The 20,650-nt window shown below is 70.5% G+C and carries 24 protein-coding genes; 12 read left to right on the forward strand and 12 right to left on the reverse strand.

The window, feature by feature from the left end:
* The first annotated feature begins 53 nt into the window (after positions 1–53).
* Genes ACFU8V_RS11715 through ACFU8V_RS11725 form a run of 3 tightly spaced genes read left to right on the forward strand, consistent with a single transcriptional unit; the run spans position 54 to position 2,713 of the window.
* On the forward strand, positions 54–1,295 hold the full coding sequence (locus tag ACFU8V_RS11715; RefSeq protein WP_025103629.1) for a glucose-1-phosphate adenylyltransferase: 1,242 nt from the start codon (positions 54–56) through the stop codon (positions 1,293–1,295).
* A gap of 48 nt (positions 1,296–1,343) precedes the next feature.
* Positions 1,344–1,979, forward strand: a complete 636-nt coding sequence (gene serB / locus ACFU8V_RS11720) for a phosphoserine phosphatase SerB (RefSeq protein ID WP_085607682.1) — start codon at positions 1,344–1,346, stop codon at positions 1,977–1,979.
* A gap of 38 nt (positions 1,980–2,017) precedes the next feature.
* Positions 2,018–2,713: an alpha/beta fold hydrolase gene (locus tag ACFU8V_RS11725; RefSeq protein ID WP_378871302.1), complete on the forward strand. Its 696-nt coding sequence runs from the start codon at positions 2,018–2,020 to the stop codon at positions 2,711–2,713.
* A 15-nt stretch (positions 2,714–2,728) separates the two neighbouring features.
* Here ACFU8V_RS11725 and ACFU8V_RS11730 read toward each other — a convergent pair whose 3' ends face one another.
* Complete coding sequence (locus tag ACFU8V_RS11730) at positions 2,729–3,439, reverse strand: beta-ketoacyl-ACP reductase (protein ID WP_025103632.1); 711 nt, start codon at positions 3,437–3,439, stop codon at positions 2,729–2,731.
* A gap of 140 nt (positions 3,440–3,579) precedes the next feature.
* Here ACFU8V_RS11730 and ACFU8V_RS11735 point away from each other — a divergent pair, with 140 nt between their 5' ends.
* Genes ACFU8V_RS11735 through ACFU8V_RS11750 form a run of 4 tightly spaced genes read left to right on the forward strand, consistent with a single transcriptional unit; the run spans position 3,580 to position 5,474 of the window.
* On the forward strand, positions 3,580–4,083 hold the full coding sequence (locus ACFU8V_RS11735; protein ID WP_378871305.1) for a DUF4190 domain-containing protein: 504 nt from the start codon (positions 3,580–3,582) through the stop codon (positions 4,081–4,083).
* Between the two features lie 52 nt (positions 4,084–4,135).
* Complete coding sequence (locus ACFU8V_RS11740) at positions 4,136–4,480, forward strand: DUF3099 domain-containing protein (RefSeq protein ID WP_025103634.1); 345 nt, start codon at positions 4,136–4,138, stop codon at positions 4,478–4,480.
* Positions 4,477–4,671 (forward strand): hypothetical protein, encoded by a 195-nt coding sequence (locus ACFU8V_RS11745; RefSeq protein ID WP_315106969.1) that lies wholly within the window; start codon positions 4,477–4,479, stop codon positions 4,669–4,671. The genes ACFU8V_RS11740 and ACFU8V_RS11745 overlap by 4 nt, the downstream gene beginning before the upstream one ends.
* Positions 4,668–5,474: an SURF1 family protein gene (locus ACFU8V_RS11750; protein ID WP_378871310.1), complete on the forward strand. Its 807-nt coding sequence runs from the start codon at positions 4,668–4,670 to the stop codon at positions 5,472–5,474. The genes ACFU8V_RS11745 and ACFU8V_RS11750 overlap by 4 nt, the downstream gene beginning before the upstream one ends.
* Positions 5,475–5,650: 176 nt before the next feature.
* Here ACFU8V_RS11750 and ACFU8V_RS11755 read toward each other — a convergent pair whose 3' ends face one another.
* Together ACFU8V_RS11755 and ACFU8V_RS11760 are read right to left on the reverse strand one after the other, a co-directional pair.
* A complete protein-coding gene (locus ACFU8V_RS11755) occupies positions 5,651–6,244 on the reverse strand; it encodes a pyridoxal 5'-phosphate synthase (RefSeq protein WP_249521814.1) in 594 nt (197 codons plus the stop codon).
* 22 nt (positions 6,245–6,266) lie between these two features.
* A complete protein-coding gene (locus ACFU8V_RS11760) occupies positions 6,267–7,865 on the reverse strand; it encodes an ABC-F family ATP-binding cassette domain-containing protein (RefSeq protein ID WP_025103638.1) in 1,599 nt (532 codons plus the stop codon).
* Between the two features lie 131 nt (positions 7,866–7,996).
* Here ACFU8V_RS11760 and ACFU8V_RS11765 point away from each other — a divergent pair, with 131 nt between their 5' ends.
* The 4 genes from ACFU8V_RS11765 to ACFU8V_RS11780 all read left to right on the forward strand — a co-directional run bounded on the left by ACFU8V_RS11765 (position 7,997) and on the right by ACFU8V_RS11780 (position 11,996).
* The gene (locus ACFU8V_RS11765) at positions 7,997–8,650 is read left to right on the forward strand and encodes a DedA family protein (protein ID WP_378871314.1); all 654 of its coding nucleotides are present in this window, start codon (positions 7,997–7,999) and stop codon (positions 8,648–8,650) included.
* 5 nt (positions 8,651–8,655) lie between these two features.
* Positions 8,656–9,924 (forward strand): sensor histidine kinase, encoded by a 1,269-nt coding sequence (locus tag ACFU8V_RS11770; protein WP_338566191.1) that lies wholly within the window; start codon positions 8,656–8,658, stop codon positions 9,922–9,924.
* Positions 9,921–10,592: a response regulator transcription factor gene (locus ACFU8V_RS11775; protein WP_085607696.1), complete on the forward strand. Its 672-nt coding sequence runs from the start codon at positions 9,921–9,923 to the stop codon at positions 10,590–10,592. The genes ACFU8V_RS11770 and ACFU8V_RS11775 overlap by 4 nt, the downstream gene beginning before the upstream one ends.
* Before the next feature lie 96 nt (positions 10,593–10,688).
* Positions 10,689–11,996, forward strand: coding sequence for an acyltransferase (locus tag ACFU8V_RS11780; protein WP_025103642.1), 1,308 nt, complete (start codon positions 10,689–10,691; stop codon positions 11,994–11,996).
* 3 nt (positions 11,997–11,999) lie between these two features.
* On the opposite strand, the gene ACFU8V_RS11785 is transcribed toward ACFU8V_RS11780, so the two are convergent.
* Both ACFU8V_RS11785 and ACFU8V_RS11790 read right to left on the reverse strand, forming a co-directional pair.
* Complete coding sequence (locus tag ACFU8V_RS11785; protein ID WP_378871318.1) at positions 12,000–12,593, reverse strand: CbiQ family ECF transporter T component; 594 nt, start codon at positions 12,591–12,593, stop codon at positions 12,000–12,002.
* Positions 12,590–13,303, reverse strand: a complete 714-nt coding sequence (locus tag ACFU8V_RS11790) for an energy-coupling factor ABC transporter ATP-binding protein (RefSeq protein WP_025103644.1) — start codon at positions 13,301–13,303, stop codon at positions 12,590–12,592. Before ACFU8V_RS11790 ends, ACFU8V_RS11785 begins: the two co-directional genes overlap by 4 nt.
* 50 nt (positions 13,304–13,353) lie before the next feature.
* Between ACFU8V_RS11790 and ACFU8V_RS11795 the strand changes: the two genes are divergently transcribed.
* The gene (locus ACFU8V_RS11795; protein ID WP_126893079.1) at positions 13,354–13,938 is read left to right on the forward strand and encodes a TetR family transcriptional regulator; all 585 of its coding nucleotides are present in this window, start codon (positions 13,354–13,356) and stop codon (positions 13,936–13,938) included.
* Here ACFU8V_RS11795 and ACFU8V_RS11800 read toward each other — a convergent pair.
* The 7 genes from ACFU8V_RS11800 to sufB form a co-directional block, all read right to left on the reverse strand.
* The gene (locus ACFU8V_RS11800) at positions 13,901–15,271 is read right to left on the reverse strand and encodes an MFS transporter (RefSeq protein WP_085607703.1); all 1,371 of its coding nucleotides are present in this window, start codon (positions 15,269–15,271) and stop codon (positions 13,901–13,903) included. The two genes, ACFU8V_RS11795 and ACFU8V_RS11800, sit on opposite strands and share 38 nt — an antisense overlap.
* On the reverse strand, positions 15,268–16,422 hold the full coding sequence (locus ACFU8V_RS11805; protein WP_085607705.1) for a MalY/PatB family protein: 1,155 nt from the start codon (positions 16,420–16,422) through the stop codon (positions 15,268–15,270). The genes ACFU8V_RS11800 and ACFU8V_RS11805 overlap by 4 nt, the downstream gene beginning before the upstream one ends.
* A gap of 93 nt (positions 16,423–16,515) precedes the next feature.
* A complete protein-coding gene (locus ACFU8V_RS11810; protein WP_017202280.1) occupies positions 16,516–16,845 on the reverse strand; it encodes a metal-sulfur cluster assembly factor in 330 nt (109 codons plus the stop codon).
* A 9-nt stretch (positions 16,846–16,854) separates the two neighbouring features.
* Positions 16,855–17,625, reverse strand: a complete 771-nt coding sequence (gene sufC, locus ACFU8V_RS11815) for a Fe-S cluster assembly ATPase SufC (RefSeq protein ID WP_025103648.1) — start codon at positions 17,623–17,625, stop codon at positions 16,855–16,857.
* Positions 17,626–17,628: 3 nt separating this feature from the next.
* The gene (locus ACFU8V_RS11820; RefSeq protein ID WP_025103649.1) at positions 17,629–17,955 is read right to left on the reverse strand and encodes a non-heme iron oxygenase ferredoxin subunit; all 327 of its coding nucleotides are present in this window, start codon (positions 17,953–17,955) and stop codon (positions 17,629–17,631) included.
* Positions 17,952–19,157 (reverse strand): Fe-S cluster assembly protein SufD, encoded by a 1,206-nt coding sequence (gene sufD / locus ACFU8V_RS11825; RefSeq protein WP_062634313.1) that lies wholly within the window; start codon positions 19,155–19,157, stop codon positions 17,952–17,954. Before sufD ends, ACFU8V_RS11820 begins: the two co-directional genes overlap by 4 nt.
* Entirely contained in the window at positions 19,158–20,576 is a 1,419-nt protein-coding gene (gene sufB / locus ACFU8V_RS11830) for a Fe-S cluster assembly protein SufB (RefSeq protein WP_025103651.1), read from the reverse strand.
* Between the last annotated feature and the right edge of the window lie 74 nt (positions 20,577–20,650).

The following is a 20,650-nucleotide window of genomic DNA, read 5'->3' on the forward strand; positions in this document are numbered from 1 at the left end:
GCGGGTTGTCCAGATGCTAGTTCCCCGCGCCGAACGGGATCTATGGTGGACCCATGTCCGCTCCAAAGAAGGTCTTCGGGATCATCCTCGCCGGCGGCGAGGGCAAGCGACTCATGCCGCTGACGGCCGACCGCGCAAAACCGGCCGTCCCGTTCGGCGGCCAGTACCGCCTGATCGACTTCGCCATCTCGAACCTCATCAACTCCGGGCTGAGACAGATCGTCGTCCTGACCCAGTACAAGTCGCACAGCCTCGACCGGCACATCTCGCAGACGTGGCGGATGTCGGCGCTGCTCGACTCGTACGTCGCCTCGGTCCCGGCCCAGCAGCGGCTCGGCAAGCGGTGGTTCTCCGGATCCGCCGACGCGATCCTGCAGAGCATGAACCTGATCAACGACGAGAAGCCCGACATCGTCGTCGTGATCGGCGCCGACCACGTCTATCGGATGGACTTCCGCCAGATGCTCGAGGCGCACATCGAGTCCGGCGCGAAGGCGACGGTCGCGGGCATCCGTCAGCCGCTCGCCCTGGCGTCCCAGTTCGGGGTCATCGACGCCGATCCGGAGTCCGGACGCATCCGGCAGTTCCTCGAGAAGCCCACCGACGCCACGGGTCTGTCGGACTCCCCGCACGAAGTGCTGGCCTCCATGGGCAACTACATCTTCGACACCGACGCCCTCATCGCGGCGGTCGAGGCCGACGGCGAGCTGCCGACGTCGAGTCATGACATGGGCGGCGACATCGTCCCGTACTTCGTCGACCGCGGCGAGGCCGGCTACTACGACATGAAGCAGAACGAGGTCCCGGGGTCTTCCCCGCGCGACCGCTCGTACTGGCGCGACGTGGGGACGATCGACTCGTTCTTTGACGCGCACCGGGACCTGATCTCGACGCTCCCGATCTTCAACCTCTACAACATGGAGTGGCCGATCCACTCGCAGGCGGTCAACTCCCCGCCGGCGAAGTTCGTCCGCGACTCCGTAGGGCGGATCGGCAACGCGATCGACTCGATCGTCTCGCTGGGGTCGGTGCTCTCCGGCACGCACCTCGAACGCAGCGTCGTGGGGCCGTGGACCCTGGCCGGCGGCGGCTCGACCATCACGGACTCCGTGGTGTTCGATCACGTCCACGTCGGTCAGGGCGCCCGCGTGCACCGCGCGATCCTCGACAAGAACGTCGTGCTTGCCGACGGCGCCACGGTCGGCGTCGACCGCGAACGCGATCTCGCCCGCGGGTTCACGGTCACGGAGTCGGGGATCACAGTCGTGGGCAAGGGCGTGTTCATCGAACGCTGACGCGTCATGCGGCGTGGGCTCCGGTCCCCCGGTCGCTAGGCTCGGGGGGTGACCACCGCGCGATTCCTCGTCGTCCTCGATGCCGATTCCACGCTCATCCGGAACGAGGTGATCGAGCTCCTCGCCGAGGAGGCCGGCCGTCGCACCGAGGTGCAGGCGGCCACGGAAGCCGCGATGCGCGGGGAGATCGACTTCGCGACCAGCCTCCGCTCCCGGGTGGCTGCCCTCGCGGGCGTTCCCGTCGAGGCGTTCGCCCGCGTTCGCGCCCGCGTCGAGCCGACTCCGGGCGTCCGCGACCTCACCGCCGCCGTGCACGCACGGGGCGGCGTCGTCGGCGTCGTCTCCGGCGGGTTCCACGAGATCCTCGACGAGGTCGCGCCGGGACTCGGTGTGGACCGGTGGCGCGCGAACCGCCTCGAGGTCGCGGACGGCGCACTCACGGGGCGGGTGGACGGTGACATCGTCGACGGCGCGGCCAAGGCCTTCTGGCTGCGCACCTGGGCCGAGGAGCTCGGCGTGGCGCCGCACGCGACCATCGCGATCGGCGACGGCGCCAACGACCTCCCGATGATGGCGGTCGCCGGCCTGGGGCTCGCCTTCAACGCCAAGCCCGCCGTCCGCGAGTCCGCGAGCCTGGTCATCGGCCCGGTCGACCTCGGAACGGTCATCCCGCTCCTCCCCTGACCCTGGCCGATGTCCGGGGCCGGGTCCACGGTCGGGTCATGGACATCATCCTCATCCCCGGCCTCTGGCTCGACGCCTCCAGCTGGGACGACGTCGTGCCTGCCCTCGAGCGCGCCGGCCACCGCCCTCATCCGCTGACCATGCCCGGGCTCGACGCGTCTGCGGAGACGGCGGCGGGTATCGGGATCGACGACTGGGTCGCCGCCGCGGCCGCCGCCGTCGATGCCGCGGAGGGCGACGTGGTGGTCGTCGGACACAGCGGCGGAGGCAACGTCGCCTGGGGCGTCGCCGACGTGCGACCGGACCGCGTGACCCGGGTCGTCTTCGTCGACACCGTGCCGCCGCCCCCGGGCTCGGGCATCAGCGAGTTCCCGGTGCAGGACGGCGTCGTCCCGTTCCCGGGCTGGGGCTTCTTCCCCGACGAGGACGTGCACGATCTGGACGACGAGAGCCGCGCGAGGACGGCCGCGCTCACCCACAGCGTGCCCGCGCGCGTGCCGACGGACGAGCTCGCACTGAGCGACCCGGCGCGGTACCGCATCCCGGTCACCCTGCTGATGGGAGGGCTGGACCAGGACGCCTTCGACGCGGTGATCAGCCAGTGGGGTCCGTACGCCGAGGAGTATCGGGCGATCGGCGACGCCGAGGTCGTCCGGATCGGCTCGGGACACTGGCCGCAGTTCTCGGCGCCCGAGCGTCTCGCGGAGCTCCTCGTGCGCGCGATCGATCGCTGACGAGGACCGCTGGGGTCAGTGCCCCATGCCGAGACCGCCGTCGACCGGGATGACGGCGCCCGAGATGTAGCCGGCGTCGTCGCTCGCCAACCAGGTCACGACGCCCGCGACCTCATCCGGCGTCGCGAACCGCCCCGCGGGGATGTTCGCCTTGTACTGCTTCTGCGTCTCCTCGGGGAGCTCCGCCGTCATGTCGGTCTCGATGAAGCCGGGTGCCACGACGTTGGCCGTGATGCCGCGCCCGCCGAGCTCGCGCGTGAGCGAGCGGGCGAAACCGACCAGCGCGCTCTTGGAGGCGGCGTAGTTCGTCTGCCCGGCGGAGCCGTACAGGCCCACGACGCTGGAGATGAGGATGACCCGTCCGAACCGTGCCCGCAGCATCGCCTTCGACGCACGCTTGACGACGCGGAAGGTGCCGCCGAGGTTCGTGGCCACGACGCTGTCGAAGTCGTCCTCGCTCATGCGCATGAGCAGGGTGTCCTTGGTGATGCCGGCGTTGGCGACGACGATCTCCACCGGACCCAGCTGCTGCTCCACCTCGGTGAAGGCCGCGTCGAGAGCGGCGGCGTCCGTGACGTCGGCGCGCACCGTCAGGGTGCCTTCCGGACCCTCTCCGCTGCGAGCGGTCACCGCCACCCGGTAGCCCTCCCGCACGAAGCGCTCGGCGATAGCGCGGCCGATGCCGCGGTTGCCTCCGGTGACGAGGACGACGCGCTCCGCGCTCATGGGACACTCCTGGGTCTGGGGTCGAGGGCCGGGGTTCCGGGCCGTGATCGATCCTAGCGACGTTGCCGTGCCGCCTTCACGACGACGGTTTGACAGACCGGGAGCCTCCTGGGACTCTGAGGGCGACGAAAGGCACCAGCGTGAGCGATCCCCGTATCTCAGGTTCGTCCGGCGAGCAGCCCCCGGCCTTCCCCCCGGCTCCCGGTTCCGCCCCGGCGTACCCGGGGTTCCCGCCGGCACCGCCGGCGAACGCCGCCACGCAGTCGTCTTCGGCGCCTCAGCAGTACTCGGCGCCTCAGCAGTACGGGGCCCCGCAGCAGTACGCGGCCCCGCAGCCGTATGGAGCCGCGCCTGCGCGGCCGTCCAGCGGACTCGCGATCACCTCCCTCGTCTGCGGCATCGCCGGTGTCGTGCTGTTCTGGGCGATCGTGCCGATGCTCGCCTCGATCGCGGCCGTGATCACCGGTCACATGGCGCTCGGACAGATCCGTCGCACTCCCGGTCTCGGCGGCCGCGGCATGGCGATCGCCGGGCTCATCCTCGGCTACGTCATGATCGGCGTGCTGGTCTTCACCATCGTCTCGACGATCATCGGCCTCGTCGTCTTCGGCGCCTTCACCCTGCCGTTCGTCTTCGCGAGCTGACGCCTCGCCCGGGCATGCCGATGTCGCCACGGCGGCGTAGGCTGGAACCATCGTGAAGAACGCACGTCGAGTCCCGGCCGTCACCTCACTGCCGCAGTCCCCGCGGGATGAGGGAGACCATCGTGTGCGCCGGTACGCCCTGACGATGACGATCCGCATCGTCTGCTTCGGGCTGATGTTCTTCGTGCAGCCGTTCGGCTGGTGGACCTGGGTGTTCGCGCTGGCCGCCGCCGTGCTCCCGTACATCGCCGTCGTCTTCGCGAACGCCGGCAGCGACAGCACGGAGACCGCCGCCGAGTCGCCGATGCGCGAGATCGACGCGCCGCCCGCACCGTCGCTCGCTCCGGAGACCGCCCCCGACGTCATCACCATCCGCGAAGGCCGCACCGACCGATGAGCGCGCTCATCTGCTCGCGCGCCGGCTGCCGGAGCGCGGCCACGAGGCAGGTCGTCTGGCGCAACCCGCGTATCCACTCCGCCGATCGCGAGAAGATCTGGCTGGCGTGCGAGGAGCACGTCGGCTTCCTCCACGACTACCTCGCCGCGCGGGACTTCCCGGTGACGGTGCGAGACGGGGCGCCTTCATGAGCAACCGCCTGACCCGCTGGGGCGTGTACGTCCTCATCGCCATCGGCTTCGCGATCGCCTGCGTCTTCCTCTCCAACTGGCAGTTCGAGAGGAACGAATCCCGCGCTGAGCAGATCGCGCTGGTGGAGCAGAACTACAATGCCCCGGCCGTCCCTCTCGCCGACGTGGTCGACGACGAGCTCGACCCCGCGGACGAATGGCGCCCCGTCACGCTGCAGGGCGAGTACCTCGCCGACGAGCAGCTCCTGGTCCGCAACCGTCCCCACGGCGGAACGAGCGCGTTCGAGGTGCTGGTCCCCTTCCGCGACACGGACGGTCGTGTGCTCATCGTCGACCGCGGCTGGGTGGCACCGGGCGAGGGCGAGCTCCCGGACGCTGTCCCCTCTCCACCGTCCGGCGAGGTCACGGTGACCGTCCGCCTGCGTCCCGGCGAGCCGCTTCCCGGGTCCGGACGCGGGGCTCCGGAGGGCCAGGTGCCCACGATCCACCTCCCGTCCATCGCCGACCTCGTCGGCGACGAGGTGATCACCGGTGCTTACGGACGCCTGGTCGAGGAACAGCCCGCCGCGGATGCCGCGCTGGGCGGCTTCGAGTCCCCCACCGATGACCCGGGTCCGCACCTGTCCTATGCGATCCAGTGGATCCTGTTCGCCATCATGGGCTTCATCTTCATCGGGTACATCATCCGCACGGAGATCGTGAAGCACCGCGAAGAGGTCGAGGGGAAGCCGGCACCGGCGAAGGCACCGAAACGCCGCGACCGCGACGCGGACGCCGAGGACGAACTGCTCGACGCGCGCTGACGCACCCGCCGAGCGTCACGCGAGCGCGAGAACGCGCCGGACGCTGCGCTGCCCGGCACCCTTTCGATCCCGGACGGACCGCCCGGCCGACGCAGGATGGGAAACGGGCCTCTTGGACCGTCGGCAGGCACCATTTCGATCCCCGCCTACGGGGCGCCTCCGGTCGTTCTCGATGTCTAGCGCTCGCGAGCAGAGCCCGTGACGGCATGCCGCCATACGCGGCCGACGACGTCATAGACGATCCGGGTGTGGTTCCGGTCGGACGCCCCCTGCCAGAACTCGACCCGCGTCGGAACCACCCGCCACAGCACCCAGTCCCCCGGTCGGAGACCCGCGCGGGCGCTCTCGGAGCGGGCCGCGAGGTCGGCGTCGCTCTCGGCCGCCGACGCCTCGTGCACGGTTCCCCGTACGCGCACGGCACGCCGCTGCGGCTGCCACCAGAGGTTCAGCGCCGCAGCAGGATGCGCGTCGAGCTGCGCGGCCTTCCGGGAGGACCGGGCCCCGGCGAACGCCCAGCCGCGCGCGTCCACGTCCTTGAGGATCAGGGTGCGCGCGTCCGGGATGCCGTCCGTGTCCACCGTCGCCAGCGTCGCCGCATGCGGTTCGGGGACGCCGGCCGCGGCCGCCGCGCGGAGCCACTCCCGGAAGAGCAGCACCGGATCGTCGGGAAGGTCGTCGAGGTGCAGCGGCGGCGCCGTCCCGGTGAGGGTGGGCTGCGCACGCAACCACGCCGCGAGTTCCGAGGGAGGAAGGATCGGGTGCGCCGCCATCCTCCGACTATGCCACGTCCCGCTACGCGAGCTCGATGAGGTCCTGGTACTCCTGGCTCCAGATGTCCTCGACGCCGTCGGGCAGGATGAGGACACGCTCGGGGTTCAGCGACTGCACCGCGCCGGGGTCGTGCGACACGAGCACCACCGCGCCCTCGTAGTGGGCCAGTGCCCCGAGGATCTCCTCGCGGGAGGCCGGATCGAGGTTGTTCGTGGGCTCATCGAGCAGGAGGAGGTTCGCGGACGACACGACGAGCGTCGCCAGCGACAGCCGGGTCTTCTCGCCACCGGACAGCACGCCCGCCGGCTTGAGGACGTCGTCGCCGGTGAACAGGAAGGAGCCGAGGACCTTGCGGGCCTCCGTCTCCGTGATGTGCGGAGCGGCCGACACCATGTTCTCGAGGACCGAGCGGCTGACGTCGAGGTTCTCGTGCTCCTGCGCGTAGTACCCGACCTTGAGACCGTGACCGGGCTCGAGCTGCCCGGTGTCCGGCTTGTCGACACCTGCCAGCATGCGCAGCAGCGTCGTCTTCCCCGCACCGTTGAGACCGAGCACGACGACCTTGGAACCGCGGTCGATCGCGAGGTCGACGTCGGTGAAGATCTCCAGCGAGCCGTACGACTTCGACAGCCCGGAGGCCATGAGCGGGGTCTTGCCGCAGGGGGCGGGCTTCGGGAACCGCAGCTTCGCGACGCGGTCCTCCTGACGCACGTCCTCCAGCCCGGAGAGGAGCTTCTCGGCGCGCGCGAGCATCTGGTGCGCTGCTGCCGCCTTCGACGCCTTCGCTCCGAACCGCGCCGCCTGCTGCTGCAGGGTCGTCGCCTTCTTCTCGGCGTTGGCCCGCTCCTTCTTGCGACGCTCCTCGTCCGCGGCGCGCTGCCGCAGATAGTTCTTCCAGTTCATGTTGTAGATGTCGATGACCTGGCGGTTGGCGTCGAGGTAGAACACCCGGTTGACGGTCTCGCCCACGAGCTCGACATCGTGGCTGATGACGATCAGCCCGCCCTTGTAGTTCTTGAGGAACTCGCGCAGCCACACCACGCTGTCCGCGTCGAGGTGGTTGGTCGGCTCATCCAGGATCATCGTCTGCGCGTCGGAGAAGAGGATGCGCGCGAGCTCGATGCGACGACGCTGGCCGCCGGAGAGGGTCGACAGGGGCTGGTCGAGGATGCGGTCCGGCAGCGAGAGGTTGTGCGCGATCGACGCCGCCTCGGCCTCGGCCGCGTAGCCGCCCTGCGCCTCGAACTTCTCGGTGAGCGCGGCATAGCGCTTCATCGCCTTGGCGGCCACCGCGGGGTCGTCGGAGCCCATGGCGAGCGAGGCCTCCGTCATGCCGAGGTTGAGCTGACCGAGGCCGCGGGCATCGAGGATCCGGGTACGGGCGAGGTCTTCCGGATTGCCCGAACGGGGGTCCTGCGGCAGGTAGCCGAGCTCACCCGACCGGGTGACGGTGCCACCCGAGGGCAGCACGTCGCCGGCGAGCACCTTGGTGAGCGTGGTCTTGCCCGCACCGTTGCGTCCGACGAGGCCGATCTTGTCGCCGTCGGACACACGGAACGAGACGTTCTCCATCAGCAGGCGCGCGCCAACGCGGATCTCGAGGTCGTGCACGGCAAGCACAGCGGACGTCCGTTCGTTCGGGAGGAGGGTGATGGCCGAGCGGCCAGCCAACCAGTATATGCCGCCGCGCCTGTGGCGACGCCCGCCACGGATATCCCTCTCCAGGGTGACCGAGGCGATACCCCGGAGTGATGTCCCTCTCCCCACCCGCTGCTTACGGTGCCGGAGTGGACATCCTCAACGATCTCATCCTGCAGGCGATCGCCTCCCCCTGGCTGTACGCCGTGCTGTTCGCGGTGACCGTGATCGACGGGTTCTTCCCGCCGGTCCCGAGCGAGACGGTCCTCGTCGCCGCGGCGGCGGTGGCCGCGTCCACCGGTGACGGCGACATCGTGCTGCTGGGTGCCGTCGCCGCCCTGGGCGCCGCGATCGGCGACAACATCGCGTTCCTCATCGGCCGCCGACTGGGCACGACGAGATTCGCCTGGATGCGGCGCCCCCGCGTCGCCGCCGCCTTCGCCTTCGCGCAGCACGCCCTCGACCGCCGCAGTGCCACGCTGATCCTCGGCGCCCGCTACATCCCGATCGGACGCGTCGCGGTGAACATGTCCGCCGGAGCGCTCGGGTTCCCCTGGCGGCGGTTCCTCCCGCTGAGCCTCATCGCCGGTGTGAGCTGGAGCGTGTTCAGCCTCGCGATCGGGCTGCTCGCCGGCGCCTGGCTGCACGACCAGCCCGTGCTCAGCGCCGCAATCGGCATCGTCGTCGCGTTGCTCGTCGGTGTGATCATCGACCGGATCGCGGCGCTCCGCCGACGCCGTACGCCGGTCGCGCACCTGGCAGGATGAGACGCATGGCACGCCGCCGAGAGCGCACCCCGCGCCCGCCACGGATGAGCCGTCGCACCGGCGCCCTCGTGGCGCTGACTGCGGCGGTCGTCGTGCTGTACGCGCTCCTCGTCTCCCTGCAGACGGTGCTCTCCGGCACGCCGCTGCCCCTGTCCTTCCTGCTCGGCGCCGCCGTGTGCGGCGCTCCCCTCCTCGTCCCCTCCCGGCCGCGGACGGCGATCGTCGTCTTCGCCGCCGGCGCCTTCCTGCTGCCGCTCCTCGTCGAGCCGGCGCGCGCGATCCACTCCCCCTGGCCCTGGTCGGTACCGGCGCTCCTGGCCTTCGTCCTCCTCGTGGGCGTGATGTCCTTCGTGCAGGGAGCCCGCCTCGGAGGCCTCACCCTCGTGATCGGCGCACTGACCTCGCTGACGGCGCCGCTGCTGCGCCCGGACATGGTCGCGACGCCGGCGAGCTCCGGCAGCGCCACCGCCAATCTCATCGTGACGACCTCGGTCGCTGCCGCGATGCTGCTCATCGCCGTCCTCGTCGCCGGTCGCGTGCGTGTCGCCGCGGAGCTCACGAGGGAGAAGGAGCACAGCGCGCTGGAGGAATCCCGGCGCGCTCTCGTGGAGGAGCGCACCCGGATCGCCAGGGAGCTGCACGACGTCGTGGCGCACAGCATGTCGGTGATCCAGGTGCAGGCGTCGACCGCACGCTACCGGATCGCGGACCTCGACGCCGAGGCCGCCGCCGAGTTCGACGACATCGCCGCCACAGCGCGCACGTCGCTCACCGAGATGCGGCGCATGCTGGGAGTGCTCCGCACCGAGGACCAGCACGCCGAGCTCGCACCGCAGCAGGGACTGGACGACGTTCCGGCCCTCGTCGACACGATCCGCCGGGCAGGGGTGGAGGTCGGCCTCGTGCTGGAGGGGATGGAAGCGGCCTCCGCGGCGGGACCCGGCGTGCAGATCGCCGCCTTCCGCATCGTGCAGGAGGCGCTGAGCAACGCCGTCCGCCACGCGCCTGGTGCCCGCGTCACCGTCCGCCTCCATGCCGACGCCGATGCCCTGCACATCCGTGTGCACAACGCCGCACCGCCGCAGGCGACCGAGAGCCCCTCCGGCGGCTACGGCCTCCGGGGAATGCGCGAGCGCGCCGAACTGCTCGGCGGAAGCCTCGCCGCCGGGCCCTCCGACGACGGCGGCTGGACCGTCGAGGCCGCCCTGCCGCTGTCTGCAACGGCCGTACCGCCCACCCCGACCGCCTCAGCGGAAGACAAGGAGAACCCGTGACGATCAGCGTGCTCATCGCCGACGACCAGGCGATGGTCCGCGCCGGTTTCGCCGCCCTGCTGGACGCGCACGAGGGGATCCGCGTGGTGGGCCAGGCGGCCGACGGCGCGGAGGCCGTGACGCTCGCCGCGCGGCTCGATCCCGACGTCATCCTCATGGACGTCCGCATGCCGGAGCTCGACGGCATCGAGGCCACCCGCCGCATCCTCGGTCCGTCGTACCCTGCCGCGCACGTGCCGCGGATCCTCATGCTCACCACCTTCGACATCGACGACTACGTCTACGACGCCCTCGCCGCCGGGGCCAGCGGGTTCCTCCTCAAAGACGCTCTGCCGGAGGAGCTCGTCCATGCGGTCCGCGTGGTGGCCGGCGGCGATGCGCTCCTCGCCCCCAGCGTGACCCGGCGCATGATCGAGCAGTTCGCCGGACGGCGGCCGGCCTCGCGGCGGTCGGCGACGGCCCTCGCCGAACTCACCGACCGCGAGCGGGAGGTCCTCGTCCTCATCGGCAAGGGCCGGTCGAACACCGAGATCGCCGGCGACCTGTTCATCGCGGAGCAGACCGTGAAGACCCACGTCGGCAAGGTGCTCGCGAAGCTCGGCCTCCGGGACCGCGTGCACGCCGTCATCCTCGCCTACGACACCGGCCTGGTCGAGCCCTCCGCCTGAGTCACCCCTGCGTAGGGGTCAGGACGGCACCACGGAGTGATGTCCCGCCCACCACCGCCTCCATAGCCTCCGAGGACACCGTTCCCAGGAGGACTCATGGTCATCGCCGCGGCTCCACGCCTCAGCACCCCCGCCCCCGCCCCCGCCCCCGCTTCATCCGGCCACGCGGGTCACCGCGACACCGGCATCGACGTCGTGCGCGCCCTCTGCGTGCTCGGTGTCGTCCTGCTGCACGCCGTCATGGTCGGGGTCACGGTGTCCGAGACCGGACCGGTGTTCGAGAATGCGAGCGACGGCACGAGCTGGATCGCCCCGCTGAGTTGGCTGCTGCAGGTGATGCCGCTCTTCTTCGTGATCGGCGGATTCTCCGGGCTCCTCGCGTACCGCCGCCTCCGCGCCCGCGGCGGGAGCGCGACCGCCTTCGTGGCCGGTCGGGTGCACCGGCTCCTGCGCCCGGCCCTGTTCACGGTCGGCGCGGTCGGGGTCGCGCTCGCGGTGCTCACCGTCCTCGGTGTCGCGCCGGATCTCATCGCCGTCGCCGGCTTCCGATACGGACAGCCGCTGTGGTTCCTCGGGGTCTTCCTGCTGTGTCAGGCGCTGCTCCCCGCGCTCGTCGCCCTGCACGAGCGCGCGCCCCTGCGCACGATCACCGTCCTCGCCACCGCGGCCGTGGCGGTCGATGTCCTGCGGGCCGTGACCGGGACGGACGCCGTGGGCTTCCTCAACCTCGCTTTCGTGTGGTTGACGATGCAGCAGCTCGGATTCCTCCTCGCCGACGGCCGCGTGGACGCCCTTCGTCGCCGGACCCGCGTCACGATAGGCATCGGCGCCCTCGGGGTGCTCGTCGTCCTGTTCCTCATCGGCGCGTACTCCCCCGACCTCATCGCCAACATCAACCCGCCCACGTGCGCCCTGCTGCTGGTCGGGCTGATCCACACGATCCTGTTCTCCCTGTACCGGCCGCACATCGGGCGCCTCAGTCTTCGCCGTCCGGTGGCCGCGTTCACCGCCTTCGTCACCCGGCGGACGATGACGATCTACCTCTGGCACATGCCGGTGCTGCTGGCGATGGCCGGGGCGACGGCCCTGGTCGCCCTCCTCGGCGGATTCACTCTGCCCACGCTCGACAGCGCGGAGTGGTGGGCCGCCCGCCCGCTGTGGCTCCTGACGGCTGTCGTCCTCACCGCGCTGGTCGCGGTCCGTGTCGACCGGTTCGAGAATCACCCCTCGCCGCAGGCCACGTCCTCGCGGCGCCGCCTGGCCGTGGGAACCGTCCTCGGTCTCGCCGGAGTGGTGCTGCTGCTCGTCCTCGGCACGACGGTCTCCACCGCCGCCCTCGCGGTGCTGCTCCTGGTCGCGGCGCTGCGGCTTGCTGGTCACACCGGACGCCCCGTCCTGGCGTGACCGTCAGCCGACTCCGCGGGCCGCGAGGGCATCGCCGACCTGATCCGCGTGGCGCAGCGTCAGCACGAGCAGCGGCACCACGCTGCGCACGCCCAGGCGGACTCCTCGTGCGCGCTCCGCGTCCCGCACCCGCTGCGCGAGTCCGGCCACGACGGGAACCATGGTCAGCGTGAGCGACACCGCCATCGACCCCGCCTCCGGATCGACCCCGACGCGCCGCAGCGGACGCAGGAGGCGCTGCAGCACGGCCAGGAGATCGGCCATGCGCGTGGTCAGGGTGAGGAGGGCGGCGAGCAGCAGCAGCACGGCGACCCGCCCGGTGCTCACCCAGGCGGCGACGGGAGACACGAAGACGGCGAGGGCGATCGCGAGCACGAGCAGGACCGCACGCAGCCGCCACAGCTCCGTCACCGCGGCGGAGAGCGGCACCCCCGCGATCGGGTAGAGCGCGAGCACGGTCGCGAGGCAGACCGCGATGATGAGCGGCCCCTGCGGGAACAGCGTCAACGGGAGCGCCGCGATGGCGAGACCCGCCAGCTTCGGACCGGCCGGCACCCGATGCAGCAATCCCGCACCGACCGGGGACGGCACGATCATGCGCACAACCGACGGTAGCGTGCGATGACCGCCTCGGGCTCTCCCTGATCGACGACGCGCCCGCCGTCGAACAGGACGGCGGTGTCGCAGCGGGCCGCGAGCTCGAGATCGTGGGTCACGATCAGCACCTGCGCCTCCTGCGACAGAAGGAGGTCTCCGATGCGCCGCGCGTTGCGCAGGTCGAGGAGCGTCGTCGGCTCGTCCGCCACGATCAGCGCCGGCTCGGCGAGGAGCACCGCGGCGAGGGCCAGCATCTGCTTCTGTCCTCCCGAGAGCGACGACGCCGGGATGTCGGCGTGGGCACCGAGACCGTGGCGCTCCAGGGTCTCCTGAACGCGGGCGGCGATCTCGTCACGGGGCCGCCCTCGGAGCGACAGCGCGAGATCCTCGGCCGGAGTCGGCATCAGGATCTGGGCATCCGGATCGGTGAAGACGAAGCCCACCCGGCGGCGCACGGCGGTCCGCTCCCGGAGCGCGTCGAGGCCGTGGACGGTGACCGTTCCCGTGGTCGGCGTCATGAGGCCGTTCAGCAGCCGGGCGAACGTCGACTTCCCCGAGCCGTTCGCTCCGATCACGGCGATGCGCGGTGCGGTGAGCTCCAGCGTCACGTCGTCGAGGAGCACGCGGTCGTCGACGGTCACGCCCACGCCGTCGAGACGCAGCGTCCCCGGCTCCGCGATCGTCGTCGCGTCCCGCTCCCGCCAGCGCATGCATCCCCCTGAACACCGTTCACCTGAACGCCGTTCACTATAGTGGGGGCATGAGTCCCGAGACGAATCCCGCCCGTCACGATCGGGAGAGCGTCGCACGGACCGCCCTCGCCCTTCTCGACGAGGTGGGGCTGGCCGATCTCTCCATGCGCCGCATCGCGGCCCGGCTCGACGTGCAGCCGAGCGCCCTCTACTGGCACGTCGCGAACAAGCAGGAGCTCCTCGCCGACCTCGCCGATCGGATCACGGCGACCGTCCCAGACGGAGCGGAGGGCGTCCTCGCGACCGCCCGCGCGCTCCGCGACGCCCTCTTCGCCTACCGGGACGGCGCCGAGCTCGTCCTCAGCACGTACGCGCTCCAGCTCGGCTCCGCGCATGCCCGCGACGCCCTGGTCGCCGCCCTCCACGCCGAGGGCGCCACTCACGCCGAGGATCGCGGGGCGGCGATCCTGCACTTCGTGCTCGGCCATGCCACCCTCGTCCAGCAGCGGATGCACGCCGACAGCCATGGCGCACTCCCGGCCTCCGGCGAGGTCGACGTCACCGCGGGCCTGGACCGGGTGTTCGACCTCGGCGTCCTCGCCCTGGCCGGCGAGCTCAGCGCACGGATGACTCCGCGGCGTGCCCGAGCCTGAGCCCGGGGATCACCGCGAGCAGCACCAGCCCGACACCGAGGACGAACACGACGGCGAACGCGTCCGCGCCGCCGCCGAGGGTGGCGACGGCGAGCCCCGCCAGCGCGATGGCCACCGCCGAACCCGTGGCATCCGAGATCGACAGCGCCGAGGAGTTGAATCCCTGGTTCGTCTCGTCCGAGTAGGCCAGCGTCAGCACGGTGAGCCGCGGATACAGCAGCCCCATGCCGCCCCCGGCGAACGCCCACCCGACGATCACGAAGACCGGGGAGGCATCGAACGCCGCTGCGGCCAGGACGCAGAGCATCGCCACGAGCAGTGCGCCGAGGCTGAGCGCCGTGATGCGGTGATTGCCCAGCCGCTCACCGTAGCGGCCCTGCGCAGCCGACGCCCCGGCCCAGGCGAAGGCCGCGAGCATCAAGGCGACTCCGGCCCAGGTCGCGGAGAAGTCGAACTTCCGCATCAGCAGGTACGGGATGTAGGCCTCGGCGGCGAAGAACGCCCCGGCCGCCACCCCACGCATGAGCACGACGCTGGGAAGCCCGGCACCGGCTCGGAGGGTCCGTCGTGGCAGGAGCGGGAGCACGACGACGCCGATCGCGAGCACGGCCCCCAGTGCCACCGGCCACCCGATCGCCGGATCGAGCTCGGCGGACAGTCCGATCACCACCGCGAGCACCGCCACGACGACGGCCAGCAGCAGCCGGGTGAGCAGCGCCCGGCGGTCCTGCGGCTCCCCGCGGCCGAGATCGACACCCCGCAGACGGATCGCGATCATCGAGAACGCGATCGCGGTCAGGACCGCCACGCCGAGGAAAGCCCAGCGCCAATCGAGGTACTCCGCCACCGCTCCCGCGAGGAAGGGCCCGATCATCGACGGGACCACCCAGGCGGCGGCGAACGCCGCGAACACCCGGCCGTGCAGGTGCGGCGGATACAGCCGCGCGACCACGACGTACAGGGCCACTGTCTGCCCACCCGCGCCCAGCCCCTGCACCAGTCGTCCGATCAGGAACTGGGGCATCGTCGTCGCGAACCCGGAGATCAGCAGCCCCAGGATGAAGAGGGCGACGGCGGCGTACAGCGCGCCGCGCGGACCACGCGTGTCCGACCAGGACCCCGCCGCGACCATCCCGATCACGCTGGTCGCGAGCGTGCCGGCGAAGGCGACCGCATACAGCGACTCCCCGTCCAAGGCGTCGCTGACGATCGGCATGACCGTGGTCACCGCCAGGGCCTCGATCGCGGCGAGGAAGATCAGGGCGACGGCACCCAGGGTCACCCAGAACCGGCTGCGGTCCCAGATCGTGGCGGTGGGATCCGCCGCCGTCATCGCTCGACGAGCGCGGCGATGCGCTCGATCGCCTCGGTGAGGACCTCCGGGCTCGTGCCGAAGTTGAGTCGCACGTGCCCGGCCCCTTCTTCGCCGAAGGCCGGGCCGAAGTGCAACGCCACCTTCGCCTCGCGGAGGATCTTCCGGGCGGGGTTGTCTCCCCAGCCGAGGGCGGAGAGGTCGATCCACGCGAGGTATCCCGCGTCCGGAAGGCGATAGCGGGCGGCGGGGAGGTGACGGGCGAGCAGGTCCTCCAGCAGGACACGGTTCTCGTCGAGCGTGCGCAGGAGGCCGTCGAGCCACGCGTCGCTCTCCTCCGAGAACGCGGCGACGGCGGCGAGCAGACCGAACTGCCCCGTCCGCCACTCCACCTCGACCGGCAGGTCGCGCACGACCGCGGACGTCTCCTCCGCGGCGGTGACCATGAGCGCGCACTTCAGGCCCGCGAGGTTGAACGCCTTGCTCGCGCTGACGACCGCATAGCCGATGCGGGCCGCCGCGTCGCTCACGGCGAGGAACGGCGTGAATCCCGCGCCCGGCTGGGCGAGCGGCGCATGGATCTCGTCGGAGACGATCGTCGCGCCGTACTCCTCGGCCAGTTCGGCCAGCGCGGACAGCGTCTCCCGATCGTGCACGGTGCCGGTCGGGTTGTGCGGGTTGCAGAGGAGCATGGCCGTCGCGCCGTCCTCGAAGGCGGCGCGGATCCCGTCGAGGTCGAGCTCCCAGCCGGTCCCCGTGTCGCGCAGCGGGACGCGCTGCACCTCGGCACCGGCCTCGGCGACGAGGTCGTAGAAGGGCGGGTAGACCGGGGGCGTGACGACGACGCGCTCCCCCGGCTGCGTGACGCGACGGAGGATCTCGACGATGCCCATGCTCACGTCCGCCGTGCTGCGCATCCGCGCCGGGTCGGGGCGCCAGCCGAAGCGACGCTCCGCGAAACCCGCATACGCCTCCGCCAGCGGTGTCCGCGAGGCGATGTACCCGGTGTCCCCGAGATCCAGCGCCCGCTGCAGTGCGGCGGTGATCGCCGGGGCGAGCGGGAAGTCCATCTCCGCGACGAAGAGGGGCAGCACGTCCTCGGGATACTCCCGCCACTTCTCGCTGGTGCGCTCGCGCAGCTCCGACAGCGGCAGGGCCTTCACCGACAGCATTCATCCTCCGATTCTCCCCGCGTCGATGCGGAGACGTCGAAGCGGGCGTGCCCGGCACGCCCGCTTCGTCTGGTGGTCAGGTGACCGGAACGCTCAGATCGCGAAACCGAGCGCACGCATCATGTCGCGCCCGTCGTCCGTGATCCGCTCGGGTCCCCACGGCGGCATCCACACCCAGTTGATGCGGAAGCGGTCCACGACGTTGTCGAGGGCCTGCGCCGTCTGGTCTTCGAGGACATCCGTGAGCGGGCAACCCGCGCTGGTCAGCGTCATGTGGATGACGAGAGCGTCGTTCTCGTCATCCCAGGCGAGGTCGTAGATGAGTCCGAGGTCGACGACGTTGATCCCGAGCTCAGGATCCATCACGTCCTTGAGAGCCTCGGTGACCGCGTCGTACTTCTCGTCCGTCAGGGTCGCTGTCATGCGATCAGCCTACGCCTCGATGGGAGCGGAGGGGTCGAGGAATCGGTCGTAGCCCTCGTTCTCCAGACGGTCGGCGAGCTCGGGGCCGCCCTCCTCGACGATCTTGCCCGCGACGACCACGTGCACGTAGTCGGGGCGGATGTAGCGGAGGATCCGGGTGTAGTGCGTGATGAGCAGCACACCGAGGCCGGTGGACTCCTTCGCGCGGTTGACACCCTCGGAGACGATCTTCAGCGCGTCCACGTCGAGGCCGGAGTCGGTCTCGTCGAGCACGGCGAACTTCGGCTTGAGCACCTCGAGCTGGAGGATCTCGTGGCGCTTCTTCTCGCCGCCCGAGAAGCCCTCGTTGACGTTGCGCTGCGCGAACTTCGGGTCCATGCGGAGGTTGGCCATGGACTCCTTGACGTCCTTGGTCCACTGCCGGATCGAGGGCGCCTCGCCGTCGAGCGCGGTCTTCGCGGTGCGCAGGAAGTTCGTCACGGTCACGCCGGGGATCTCGACCGGGTACTGCATGGCGAGGAACAGACCGGCGCGGGCGCGCTCGTCGACGCTCATCGCCAGGACGTCCTCACCGTCGAAGGTGATGGAGCCGGAGGTGACCGTGTACTTCGGGTGGCCGGCGATCGTGTAGGCCAGGGTGGACTTGCCGGAGCCGTTGGGGCCCATGATGGCGTGGGTCTCACCGGTGTTCATGGTGAGGGTGATTCCGTTGAGGATCGGGGTGGTCCCCGCCTCGGTCTCGACCGTCACATGCAGGTCGCGGATCTCGAGAACAGACATTCTTCAGACTTCCTTCGTCACAGCGGGATCGATGAGCACGTCGTCGCCGTCGATCTCGACGACGTAGACCGGGACGGGCTCATATGCGGGGAGATTCTGGGGCTTGCCGGTGATCAGGGAGAAGGCCGAGCCATGGGCCCAGCACTCCACCGTGTCACCTTCCACGAAGCCCTCGGACAGCGAGATGTCGCCGTGGGTGCAGGTGTCGCCGATGGCGTGGATGACGCCCTCGCCGTCCTTGATGACCGTGATCGGCACACCGTCCGGCTCGACGCGCAGCGGCGTGTCCTGCTCCAGCTCGGAGACGCCGCAGACGCGCTGCGCGGTCACGCGTCCACCTCGGCGAGCTCGGCCTCGATGGCGGCCAGCAGCTCCGACTCCAGGTCGGGGATGCCGAGGCGCAGCACGATGTCGGTGAGGAAGCCGAGCACCACCAGTCGGCGGGCCTCGTCCTCCGGGATGCCGCGGGCCTGGAGATAGAAGAGCTGCTCGTCGTCGAAGCGGCCGGTGGCACTCGCGTGCCCGGCGCCGACGATGTCGCCCGTCTCGATCTCGAGGTTCGGGATGGAGTCGGCGCGTGCGCCCTCCGTGAGCACCAGGTTGCGGTTGGCCTCGTAGGAGTCGGTGCCGGTGGCCTCCGCCCCGATCAGCACGTCGCCGATCCACACGCTGTGGGCGCTCTCGCCCTGCAGCGCGCCCTTGTAGAGCACGTCGCCGGTCGTGTGCGGGCCCTTGTGGTGCAGGTACACCTGGCTCTCCAGGTGCTGACCGGAGTCGGCGTAGGAAAGCCCGTAGAGGTAGCCCTCGGAGCCGGCGCCGGCGAGCTCGACGCTCGGGTTCACGCGCACCACGCCGCCGCCGAAGCTCACGACGAAGTGCTTGAGGGTGGCGTCGGCCGCGACCCGCGCCTGGTGGGCGGCCGCGTGCACGGCGTCGTCGTCCCACTGCTGCACGGAGACGACGGTGAGCTTCGCCCCGTCGCGGACGATGATCTCGACGTTCTGGGCGTACTGCGCCGAGCCCTTGTGCTGCAGCACCACCGTGGCGGCGCTGTGCTCGAGGGCCTCGATCACGATGTGGGCGTCCGCCCGGCGGTCGGCACCGGCGCCCGTGAGCGACAGGAAGATCGGCGCCGCGACCTCCTCCTCGCGCGGGATGCGGATGTGCAGGGCCTCGGAGGCGCCCTGCCACGCGACGGCGGCGGTGATGTCCTCGGCGAGGAAGACCTCACCGCGCGGAGCGGTGCCCGCCGTGAGCGGTGCGGCGACGTACTGCTCGCCGGACGTGAAGGAGTACTGCACGCCGTCCTCGCCCTCCGCAGTGCGGAACAGCGGCGTGAGCGCGGCCACCGGCGTGTGCTTCCAGTTCACCTCGCGACCGGTCGGCGTGCCGAAGTCGTCCGGGTCGAACGAGTGCGGACGCTCGGAGCGGGTCTGCACCGGGACGAATCCGGCGTCCGCCACCTGGGCGGCCGGGTCGATGTGCGCGTTCGTGTGCTGCGCCTCGCTGGGCGCTGTCGTCGAGGCCGCCATTTAGCCGACCGATCCTTCCATGCCCATCTCGATGAGCTTGTTCAGTTCCATCGCGTACTCCATCGGCAGCTCGCGCGCGATCGGCTCGATGAAGCCGCGCACGATCATCGCCATCGCCTCGTCCTCGGGCATGCCGCGGGACTGCAGGTAGAAGAGCTGCTCCTCGCTGACCTTGGAGACCGTGGCCTCGTGGCCGAGCTGCACGTCGTCGACACGGATGTCGATCGCCGGGTAGGTGTCGGACCGGGACTTGGTGTCGACGAGCAGCGCGTCGCAGCGGACGGTGTTCGCCGAGTGATGGGCGGCGGCGTCGACACGGACCTCGCCGCGGTAGCCGGCACGGCCACCGCCGCGGGCGATCGACTTCGAGACGATCGACGACTGCGTGTACGGCGCCATGTGGATCATCTTCGCGCCGGCGTCCTGGTGCTGGCCGGGGCCGGCGAAGGCGACGGAGAGGGTCTCGCCCTTGGCGTGCTCACCCATCAGGTAGATCGACGGGTACTTCATCGTCACCTTGGAGCCGATGTTGCCGTCGACCCACTCCATGGTCGCGCCCTCGTGCGCCACGGCGCGCTTGGTGACCAGGTTGTAGACGTTGTTCGACCAGTTCTGGATCGTCGTGTAGCGCACGCGGGCGTTCTTCTTCACGATGATCTCGACGACGGCCGAGTGCAGGGAGTCCGACTTGTAGATCGGGGCCGTGCAGCCCTCGATGTAGTGGACGTAGCTGTCCTCGTCGGCGATGATCAGGGTCCGCTCGAACTGGCCCATGTTCTCGGTGTTGATCCGGAAGTAGGCCTGCAGCGGGATCTCGACGTGCACGCCCTTGGGGACGTAGACGAACGAGCCGCCCGACCAGACGGCGGTGTTCAGCGCGGCGAATTTGTTGTCGCCCGCGGGGATGACCGTGCCGAAGTACTCCTCGAAGAACTCGGGGTGCTCGCGCAGGGCGGTGTCGGTGTCCATGAAAATGACGCCCTGGGCCTCCAGGTCCTCGCGGATCTGGTGGTACACGACCTCGGACTCGTACTGCGCGGCGACGCCGGCGACGAGGCGCTGACGCTCGGCCTCGGGGATGCCCAGGCGCTCGTACGTCTCGCGGATCTCCTCGGGGAGGTCTTCCCAGCTCTGCGCCTGCTTCTCGGTGGAGCGGACGAAGTACTTGATGTTGTCGAAGTCGATGTCGCTGAGGTCGGCACCCCAGGTCGGCATCGGCTTGCGGCCGAAGAGCTGATAGCCCTTGAGACGGGTCTTCAGCATCCATTCCGGCTCGTTCTTGAGGGCCGAGATCCCGCGGACGACCTCTTCCGAGATCCCGCGTTTCGCGACGGCACCCGCGGCATCCTCATCGTGCCAGCCGAATTCGTACACCCCCAGACCATCGAGCTCCGGGCGGTCGATCAGCACATCCGACATGCAACACTCTCCTCACAGGTCCCAAACGGTGTCATCCGCCCCGACACACCTGATCCCCGTCGAGTCTGCGGGAG

Origin of the sequence: Microbacterium sp. NPDC057658 (assembly GCF_042799975.1) — a bacterium.
Taxonomy (GTDB): Bacteria; Actinomycetota; Actinomycetes; order Actinomycetales; family Microbacteriaceae; genus Microbacterium.

Excerpts from the sequence above, each read along its gene's own strand:
- ACFU8V_RS11715 (WP_025103629.1), top strand. The coding sequence starts at position 54 with ATGTCCGCTCCAAAGAAGGTCTTCGGGATCATCCTCGCCGGCGGCGAG.
- ACFU8V_RS11725 (WP_378871302.1), top strand. The coding sequence starts at position 2,018 with ATGGACATCATCCTCATCCCCGGCCTCTGGCTCGACGCCTCCAGCTGG.
- ACFU8V_RS11730 (WP_025103632.1), bottom strand. The coding sequence starts at position 3,439 with ATGAGCGCGGAGCGCGTCGTCCTCGTCACCGGAGGCAACCGCGGCATC.
- ACFU8V_RS11745 (WP_315106969.1), top strand. The coding sequence starts at position 4,477 with ATGAGCGCGCTCATCTGCTCGCGCGCCGGCTGCCGGAGCGCGGCCACG.
- ACFU8V_RS11750 (WP_378871310.1), top strand. The coding sequence starts at position 4,668 with ATGAGCAACCGCCTGACCCGCTGGGGCGTGTACGTCCTCATCGCCATC.
- ACFU8V_RS11755 (WP_249521814.1), bottom strand. The coding sequence starts at position 6,244 with ATGGCGGCGCACCCGATCCTTCCTCCCTCGGAACTCGCGGCGTGGTTG.
- ACFU8V_RS11765 (WP_378871314.1), top strand. The coding sequence starts at position 7,997 with ATGTCCCTCTCCCCACCCGCTGCTTACGGTGCCGGAGTGGACATCCTC.
- ACFU8V_RS11770 (WP_338566191.1), top strand. The coding sequence starts at position 8,656 with ATGGCACGCCGCCGAGAGCGCACCCCGCGCCCGCCACGGATGAGCCGT.
- ACFU8V_RS11780 (WP_025103642.1), top strand. The coding sequence starts at position 10,689 with ATGGTCATCGCCGCGGCTCCACGCCTCAGCACCCCCGCCCCCGCCCCC.
- ACFU8V_RS11785 (WP_378871318.1), bottom strand. The coding sequence starts at position 12,593 with ATGATCGTGCCGTCCCCGGTCGGTGCGGGATTGCTGCATCGGGTGCCG.
- ACFU8V_RS11790 (WP_025103644.1), bottom strand. The coding sequence starts at position 13,303 with ATGCGCTGGCGGGAGCGGGACGCGACGACGATCGCGGAGCCGGGGACG.
- ACFU8V_RS11795 (WP_126893079.1), top strand. The coding sequence starts at position 13,354 with ATGAGTCCCGAGACGAATCCCGCCCGTCACGATCGGGAGAGCGTCGCA.
- ACFU8V_RS11800 (WP_085607703.1), bottom strand. The coding sequence starts at position 15,271 with ATGACGGCGGCGGATCCCACCGCCACGATCTGGGACCGCAGCCGGTTC.
- ACFU8V_RS11805 (WP_085607705.1), bottom strand. The coding sequence starts at position 16,422 with ATGCTGTCGGTGAAGGCCCTGCCGCTGTCGGAGCTGCGCGAGCGCACC.
- ACFU8V_RS11810 (WP_017202280.1), bottom strand. The coding sequence starts at position 16,845 with ATGACAGCGACCCTGACGGACGAGAAGTACGACGCGGTCACCGAGGCT.
- sufC (WP_025103648.1), bottom strand. The coding sequence starts at position 17,625 with ATGTCTGTTCTCGAGATCCGCGACCTGCATGTGACGGTCGAGACCGAG.
- sufD (WP_062634313.1), bottom strand. The coding sequence starts at position 19,157 with ATGGCGGCCTCGACGACAGCGCCCAGCGAGGCGCAGCACACGAACGCG.
- sufB (WP_025103651.1), bottom strand. The coding sequence starts at position 20,576 with ATGTCGGATGTGCTGATCGACCGCCCGGAGCTCGATGGTCTGGGGGTG.